Origin of the sequence: Paenibacillus ginsengihumi DSM 21568 (assembly GCF_000380965.1) — a bacterium.
In the GTDB taxonomy this organism is placed as follows: Bacteria; Bacillota; Bacilli; order Paenibacillales; family NBRC-103111; genus Paenibacillus_G; species Paenibacillus_G ginsengihumi.
Window position 1 is genome coordinate 1 of sequence record NZ_KB905661.1, and the last position, 6134, is coordinate 6134.

A 6134-nucleotide genomic window follows, 5' to 3' on the forward strand; every position below is an offset into this window, starting at 1 on the left:
AACGGATCCAGCTTGGAGCCGCGTTTGGCGCGCGGCTGGCGCTCGGGGATGCCGTCTGAGCGCAAGTACTTGCGTACCGTGTTGCGGGCGATGCCGGTCTCTCGGACGATTTCGCGAATGCTCTTGCCCATTGCCTTGAGTTCGTGTAAGCTAATCACAGTCCCACTCCTGAGCATAACAGTCTCCTCTGCGTATCATGGTAGAGATATCTCAGAGGGCTTTTATTCGACAGGGGTGGGTCATTTTCTTTCCGGCGATCCTGGGTCAATTATAATCCGGCGGTAACATGGATTATTACAGTGAGTTCACTCGTTAAGCTTTCGATTCCACATTTTATATTGAAAGACGGCAACCAGTATCTCAATCACGGCCAAGGCGATTAAAATAAATCCGATCGAGAAAATAGTTACGAATCCGCAAAATAAAAGCACCGCGGCAGCCGTAAGGTGACCCGGCACATATTTTACAACGAATGAAAATATGCCGATCAGTACACCAAAGGCGATCAGAATCCAGTATACGGCAGCGTGTATGTCTGTAACGATTCGTTCGTTCCGAAGGAAAAAAGTAAGGAATATTACGAGAGAGAGGAGGCCTACCCGATTTAGAGCAAGAAATAACTTGGGGAGCCAACCTTCTCTCTTCTTCTTATGTCTGGTGGACAATAAAAAGGAGATCACAATAAGAATACCGGACATCAACGGAAATAGCCACATCATAGTCATCCTTTCACAAGATCATTTATTTTTATAACGTATTACAAAAAAGACCGTCATATCTTCCTGTCAGCAATCGTTTATAGGATAGGGTTGAATACATTTTTAGAAAGGAGATAGGAAAATTGAAAAAGGTATTTATGTCTTTATTAGGATTCACCCTGCTCGTATCCATGTTCTCAGCCCAATTTGCAGCTGCTCAACAGATTGCTCGAACATCGTCTCCACCTAATGATGAATTTCCAATCACGATTAATTCTGCATTCGATCCTGACTACGAGTATTTATTCACTGGCGGAACGAGTGTTGCCGATGCAGGGAACGGTAAGGCCAGTATTACTGGATACAGCATGGCAACACAACGTGTAGATTCTATTGGTGTACAAGTCACGTTACAGCAATGGACGGGATCAACCTGGATTGATGTTTACCGCAGCCCGAAAACGGTCAACTCTTCCTCGGCGAATACATACGCGAATCATGAAGTTGAAGTAGCTGAGGGCTATTATTACCGTTCGAAATCCTATCACTGGATTGAGCATGGCGACACGAAAGAAGAGGGTACGTTGTATTCCGGCTCGATTCTCATTTCGGATTGATCATAAAGAAGTAGCAGGGGAAAAGCTCCCCTTGCTACTTTTTTTATTGCAAAGATTCTGCCATTAGCATGATCTCTTTCTCCGGCAGGAGACCAAACAAGGTGAATTTGATATTGTCGGCGGTAAGCCATTCCACGTGAATAAAATCGTTGTTGTAAGTGATCATCACCCCGACATCGTCGTGTATACGAATGTCTTTAATCACTCCAGAATCGGTGTCAACGGTTGTCATCTCGAGCGAAGAATCATCGTGCAGCATGCGTTGATTTAATTGAATAATCCGACCCTCTTCATTAACGTATTCCATGAAAACGGACCGGTATTCCCCGTCGGCGTCTTGATAGGTACGGACAATGTCAAGCGAGTACCCTTTTGGGGTATAGGTTGGAACAGCAATATGGAAAGATACTTTGCCCTGAGCTTCTTCTAAAGTGGTATCTTGCCAAAGGCTCTCTGTTGGATTTGAACCTATATCTGAAGGTGGGGGCATCGTTTTAGCTTCAGGACTTGGCTCCATTTGAGATTCCGGGTCATCAAAGAAAATATTAACTATGTCCTCTTTTACCTGTTTCACTAAACTTTGAAATTGAGAATAGGCAGTGGGTAAATCTGACGAGATGATAAGGCTGATGATCAAAGACGTACAGGCAACCAACGAGCCCACTTTAATTCGGTTGATCCAGCGTTTCCGTCTTTTTATCTTATCTAGACGAGCTTTGACTTCAAGCCAGGATTGCGTACCGTCAGGAATATCCACGTATTGGTGAACTTGTTTCAGCCATTTTTTTAATTTTTCATCGTGTTGCTTGAAGTCATCATTCATCGCCATCAACCCATCTTTTTGAAAAATAGTGGAACAATTTTTTTCTTGCCCGAACCATCATTTGGGCTAGAGCCTGTTCGGTTGTCCCCAGCTGCTGCGCAATTTCTCTATACGGTTTTTCTTCAATGTAATAAAGGAACAAAATCTGACGATACATAGGATTTAACTCATTTAAAGACTCATGAAGCACTTCGTTCCGAATCTGATCTTCCACTTGCTCGGCCACCGTGGGCAAGGAAAAAGAAGCCTCCGTATCTATAACGACTTTAGGCTCGGAAACATGATGGTATTTTTTATTTTTTTTGAAGAAATCGTAAGCATGATTTCGAGCAACTTTAATGATCCAGGCTTTCAAATGCTTTGAATTTTTCAGTTTAGGGGCTTTTGCCACCACTTTAAAGAAGGATTCTTGTACGACATCTTCAGCCAGTTCGTGATTCCGGAATAGAAAGAAAATGTCGCGATAGACCAAATCCCTATAAGCGCGGTAAGCCAATTCTTGTGCATCACGGTCTAAGTCGTAGTAATTGCCGCGTAGAAAATACAGCCACTGTTCCATATGCACCCCGCTAAATCCTCTCTTTATATACGAGACGTAATTTCTGATAATAAGTTTCGGCTCTAACTAAGAGGTTACCATAAAAATACCATTTGGATGAATTCAGGGTTATTTTATAAAAAAATCACGAAACAAGCGTCATCATTTGTCAGGATAAGTCGTTTTAGTAATAGATCACCACTTGTGCTTATCAGGCATCTTTTAGCTATCTTACTTGTATTGAGCAAGGTACAAACAAGAAGCTGTATACGACATAGTAGCTTGCCCATAGTAAGAAGAAAGGTAGCTCACATCAGGAAAACGGGAGGTGTTTTTTATTTTTATGACTAAGCGTTAAGTAAATCGAGGTATGTCGGAAGGACTTACATGGTTTTCATTGTTAGATCCGATATGTTGAGGAAGAGAAGTACATTCGTTGATTGAAAGATGGCGTCTACTCCTAAGGATTTTACCATTCACATTTGTTAGTCACTTCGACAAAAAATATAAGGGAGGATAAAACAAATGAAGAAGATCGTATCGATGGTTTTAGCGTTTGTATTAGTGATGACCGTACAAGCTTCGGTTTTTGCCAACGGCAATCAATCACCCGAAGATTTGGTGCAACAACGTGTCGAGCAATCTAAGGAATCGCGGCTTCAACTTCAATCCGCCCCTTTAAGTAGCGAAATTGCTGCTGAATTGCAGCGGATTGCAGAGCAGTATGAGGTTGGAGAAGCATTAAGTCCAGAAGATGCGGACTTTATTAAGAAATATGCCCCTATTAATTTGAGTGATGTTGAAGAAGGAGAAACCGTTCAAATTCAAGCAACGGAAACGTATTTTTTTGAAGGTTATAATAATAACGGATTAATTGATGCAGGACTTCAAGGGTTCTTCCAATTAACAAAAGGAGCAATCAATCATTCTTTACGCACTTATATGCTCTCCTATGATCGAGACGGTAAGGTAAGACCTCGAATTACGAATACAAATACTTTTGTTGGCTATGGTTTAATTGGGAGTGATGGAGTTATTGGCAAAGTAGTTGATTTTACACAAAGTAACCAGTGTACAAATCGTAGCGAATGTACGATGGATAAGACGACACCCTTTTCAGGCGTTATGATTTATGGCTATTCTGCACCGGTTGCACAAATTTATTATTCTGCTGATACGGATGAGAATAGCGTTACTATTAGCGAAATTACTGAATGGGATTAATGAAGAGGAATTAGAATGAAAAAGCGGCTCTTGCACAAGAGCCGCTTTTTAAATGATGGTTATTTTTCATCGTCTTTATAAACTGTCTGTTCCAATTTTTTAATTCTACGAGGAATATTAACGAATTTTCGAACAACATAATAAATGCCGAATAAAAGCAAAAGGACGAGTATAGATGTGATAATTAGCTCTGGCCAAAAGATCCAACTCATGAGTAAGTGTTCACCTCCCCTATAATTTGAAGGCTATCTTCATTGTAGCTTACTATTTTAGTAAAAATCTAATTACAAATATCTCTAATACGATTGGCCAAATGAGGAGAGAAATTAGAGCCTCTGTATCTATAACGATTCGAGGCTCCAAAATATGACGATGTTTTTTTAGAATCATAAGGATGATGTAATTGTGTAACCGTCAAGTACTTTTGAGCAGATTCCGCTAAATAACTTTCAACACCTAGTTACTGCCAAAAATGGTTTCGCGATGCTTGAGGCGGAAACTGTCGCCGCTCAGTTTTATGACCTCGCTCTTATGCAAGATCCGATCGAGTATGGCGATAGTGATGGCGGGATCACAAAGCAACTCGCCCCAGTCCTCTGGACCTTTATTTGAGGTCAGAATGATGGATGCTTGGCCATAAAGCTTGTTGACAAATTGAAAGAATAAGTTCGCCTCGTTCTTCTCCATGGCCATAAACATAAAATCGGCGATAATCACGAGATCTGATGCTAGAATCCTTTTCACCCGGGTCTGTGATGTCCGTGCAATGTCCTGTGTTAAGCAGATGGATCAAAGCATCCATCGCGATAAAGCTGACCCTATGGCCTCGCTCCAACGCTTCCAATCCTAACCCCACGGACAGATGAGTTTTGCCCACCCCAGGAGGGCCGAAGAGGATGAGGTTGTAAGTGTGCTCCAACCACAGCAATTCCCGTAATTGCTCCATATGCCGCTTGCTAAGTGATTGCTGTTCCTCCAGTCGGAATTTCTCCAGTGATTTTGATCAGTCGCTTTGGCATTAGCCTCCGATACGTACATCGCTTGTCGTTGTGCTTCGATTGTTTGGACTGGGCGGAGATACGCTTTCTCTACAGCGTATGCTTCGTCATGGCAAACTCCCGCCGTGGGCCGTGGGAAATGTCCCGAAACCTAAACAATGCCCTTCCAACTTCCTATTGGGAAGCAAAAGGGCTGAAAAGTTTGCTTTCTCGTTACTTGGAACTTCGTCAACCTTACGGAACCGCCTAGTGCGGACTCGCATGCTAGGTGATTTGAGAGGACGCGGGCTAGCCGCCCCCTCCTACTCGATCCATTAATTTATGTAATCACTGATGAGCCAGTGAAATATTGATTCGATCCGCTACAATGCGCCAAAGGCTGCCCGACACATACGCATCATGGATAGTTTTTCTCATTGCAGTTACTGAACTGTTCTCACTTATACCGTTAATGGTAGCATACATGCGTCCAATCGAGTTGTTGTGCATGTCCATATCGTATTCAATTTGAGGCTGGCCCGTTGCTCCTATCTCATGGGCAGTTGTCCAACCGTCAGCCCAAAATGAATCGCTAGTAAAGTCAATGATCCAAATATTCCAAGCAGCAAAAAGAGTACACCAAGAGGGGAAAACAATCGTTATATTTTGGAGCCTCGAGTCGTTATACATATTTAACCAGGGGGATGCTTTCAAGACGCGAGGAATTTGTATTATAATTACGAAGGAGTCGTGACTTTTGAACAAAAAACATTTTCATTCCGAAGTGTGCTCTTAATGGCTTCTTAATGCTTCTGACTATTGCTTTAATTCCAGCCATGGGGTTTGCTCATGATGCTGCCGCGGCGCAAGCGAAAACTTCGCCGCCACCATCGTCTTTCTTAGCTCCTAATACAATTTTCCACCCTGATTTCGATTTTCTTGAGAAAGGTCAAGGATGCTTATCGTATCAAGGTGATAACAAAGTCAATATATGGGGTGAAACCTATGGAACCGTCCGAGTGAATGAAATCGGCATACAAATAACTTTGCAACGTTCAGACAGGATCAACTTGGACCGATGTGTACATTGGGGCCAGTGTCAAGGAAAGAAATGCTGCTTATGCATATACCTCTATTCGCGATATCTCTGTATTATCTGGCTATTACTATCGTGTTAAGGCCTACCATTGGATACGGAAAGATAACACCACCGAATCCGGATATCGCTATTCATCTTCATACCTGATTCCAGAATGA

6 protein-coding genes and 1 pseudogene are annotated in these 6134 nt (G+C 42.4%); 2 read left to right on the forward strand and 5 right to left on the reverse strand.

Features of this window, described 5'->3' with window-relative positions; translation table 11 throughout:
• A partial coding sequence (locus tag F591_RS31835; protein ID WP_342665613.1) for a helix-turn-helix domain-containing protein occupies window positions 1–176 on the reverse strand: 176 nt, incomplete at its 3' end.
• Between the two features lie 665 nt (window positions 177–841).
• Between F591_RS31835 and F591_RS0126455 the strand changes: the two genes are divergently transcribed.
• Window positions 842–1315 (forward strand): hypothetical protein, encoded by a 474-nt coding sequence (locus F591_RS0126455; RefSeq protein WP_019537560.1) that lies wholly within the window; start codon window positions 842–844, stop codon window positions 1313–1315.
• A gap of 43 nt (window positions 1316–1358) precedes the next feature.
• On the opposite strand, the gene F591_RS0126460 is transcribed toward F591_RS0126455, so the two are convergent.
• Window positions 1359–2138 (reverse strand): DUF4367 domain-containing protein, encoded by a 780-nt coding sequence (locus F591_RS0126460; RefSeq protein WP_019537561.1) that lies wholly within the window; start codon window positions 2136–2138, stop codon window positions 1359–1361.
• Window positions 2131–2697: an RNA polymerase sigma factor gene (locus F591_RS0126465; RefSeq protein WP_019537562.1), complete on the reverse strand. Its 567-nt coding sequence runs from the start codon at window positions 2695–2697 to the stop codon at window positions 2131–2133. The genes F591_RS0126460 and F591_RS0126465 overlap by 8 nt, the downstream gene beginning before the upstream one ends.
• A 504-nt stretch (window positions 2698–3201) precedes the next feature.
• On the opposite strand from F591_RS0126465, the gene F591_RS0126470 reads away from it, so the two are divergent.
• Window positions 3202–3900, forward strand: coding sequence for a hypothetical protein (locus F591_RS0126470; protein WP_019537563.1), 699 nt, complete (start codon window positions 3202–3204; stop codon window positions 3898–3900).
• Window positions 3901–4356: 456 nt separating this feature from the next.
• On the opposite strand, the pseudogene F591_RS29205 reads toward F591_RS0126470, so the two are convergent.
• Together F591_RS29205 and F591_RS33740 are read right to left on the reverse strand one after the other, a co-directional pair.
• A pseudogene (locus F591_RS29205) lies at window positions 4357–4900 on the reverse strand (ATP-binding protein); the annotation flags it as partial.
• Window positions 4901–5225: 325 nt separating this feature from the next.
• Entirely contained in the window at window positions 5226–5567 is a 342-nt protein-coding gene (locus F591_RS33740; protein WP_425414376.1) for a DUF6973 domain-containing protein, read from the reverse strand.
• Window positions 5568–6134: the final 567 nt, after the last annotated feature.